This is a genomic window from Streptomyces sp. JW3, from assembly GCF_052216785.1.
Lineage (GTDB): Bacteria > Actinomycetota > Actinomycetes > Streptomycetales > Streptomycetaceae > Streptomyces.
This window is the reverse complement of sequence record NZ_JBQOUX010000232.1, coordinates 1-1,744: the sequence shown is the minus strand read 5'-3', so window position 1 is coordinate 1,744 and position 1,744 is coordinate 1. Positions and strand designations below refer to the sequence as shown.

At 68.6% G+C, this 1,744-nt stretch carries 2 protein-coding genes; both read right to left on the bottom strand.

The genetic code is table 11. The features are described 5' to 3' along the window. A partial coding sequence (treS, locus tag ACTT8P_RS38220; RefSeq protein WP_442836389.1) for a maltose alpha-D-glucosyltransferase occupies positions 1-1,313 on the bottom strand: 1,313 nt, incomplete at its 3' end. Continuing rightward, positions 1,310-1,744 (bottom strand): alpha-glucosidase C-terminal domain-containing protein (locus ACTT8P_RS38215; RefSeq protein ID WP_442836388.1); only part of this gene is annotated, 435 nt, incomplete at its 5' end. The genes ACTT8P_RS38215 and treS, both read right to left, overlap by 4 nt.

Here is a 1,744-nt window from a genome sequence, read left to right as displayed (position 1 = left end):
GTCGGCAGGAAGAGCCGGCCCGGGTCGGACGACGAGAACCCGGCGTTGCGGTCCGGCGTCCACTGCATCGGTGTGCGCACGGCGTCGCGGTCGCCGAGCCAGATGTTGTCGCCCATGCCGATCTCGTCGCCGTAGTAGAGGATCGGCGACCCCGGCAGGGCGAGCAGCAGGGCGGTGAACAGCTCGATCTGGTCCCGGTCGTTGTCCAGCAGGGGCGCGAGCCGCCGCCGGATGCCGATGTTGGCGCGCATGCGGGGGTCCTTGGCGTACTCCGCCCACATGTAGTCGCGCTCTTCGTCGGTGACCATCTCCAGGGTCAGCTCGTCGTGGTTGCGCAGGAAGATGCCCCACTGGCAGCCGGACGGGATCGCCGGGGTCTTGGCGAGGACTTCCGAGACCGGGTAGCGGGACTCGCGGCGCACCGCCATGAAGATGCGCGGCATGACCGGGAAGTGGAACGCCATGTGGCACTCGTCGCCGCCGGAGGCGTAGTCCCCGAAGTAGTCGACGACGTCCTCCGGCCACTGGTTGGCCTCGGCCAGCAGCACCGTGTCCGGGTACTGCGCGTCGATCTCGCGCCGCACCCGCTTGAGGAAGGCGTGCGAGGCGGGCAGGTTCTCGCAGTTGGTGCCCTCCTCGGCGTACAGGTACGGCACCGCGTCCAGCCGGAACCCGTCGATGCCGAGGTCCAGCCAGAACTTCAGCGCGCCCAGCATCTCCTCCTGCACGGCCGGGTTCTCGTAGTTCAGGTCCGGCTGGTGGGAGAAGAACCGGTGCCAGTAGTACTGGCCGCGCACCGGGTCGAAGGTCCAGTTGGACGCCTCGGTGTCGACGAAGATGATCCGGGCGTCGGCGTACCGGGTGTCGTCGTCGGCCCAGACGTAGTAGTCGCCGTACGGGCCGTCGGGGTTCTTCCGGGACTCCTGGAACCACGGGTGCTGGTCGCTGGTGTGGTTCATGACGAAGTCGATGATCACCCGCATGCCGCGCTGGTGGGCGGCGTCGACGAACTCCACGAAGTCCGCCAGGTTGCCGAACTCGGGCAGTACGGCGGTGTAGTCCGAGACGTCGTAACCGCCGTCCTTCAGCGGTGACTTGAAGAAGGGCGGCAGCCACAGGCAGTCCACGCCGAGCCACTGGAGGTAGTCCAGTCGGGAGGTGAGGCCCTTGAGGTCGCCGACGCCGTCGCCGTCGCTGTCCTGGAAGGAGCGGACCAGGACCTCGTAGAAGACGGCCCGCTTGAACCAGTCCGGGTCGCGGTCCTTGGCGGGCGTGTCCTCGAAGGTGTCCGGGACGGGCTCGTTGACGGTCATGAGGTTCCCGGCTCCCCGTTCTTCGGCGCGGCGGACGGCAGGTGGACGTGGAAGACGTGCGCGGGCGCCCGGCCGGGCGTCAGCCGCACGTAGTTGGCGCTGCCCCAGTGATAGGTCTCACCCGTGAGTTCGTCACGCACCGGCACGGTGTCGTGCCGGCCGAGGCCGAGGTGCGGCATGTCCAGCGAGATCGTGGCCTCCTGGGTGTGATGCGGGTCGAGGTTGACGACCACCAGCACGACATCGGACCCCGCGCGCTTGCTGTACGCGATGACCTGGTCGTTGTCGGTGTGGTGGAAGCGGAGGTTCCGGAGCCGGTGCAGGGCGGGGTGGGCGCGCCGGATGCTGTTGAGTCGGGTGATGAGCGGGGCGAGGGTGCGGCCCTCGCGGGCGGCGGCGTCCCAGTCGCGTGGTTTGAGCTGGTACTTCTC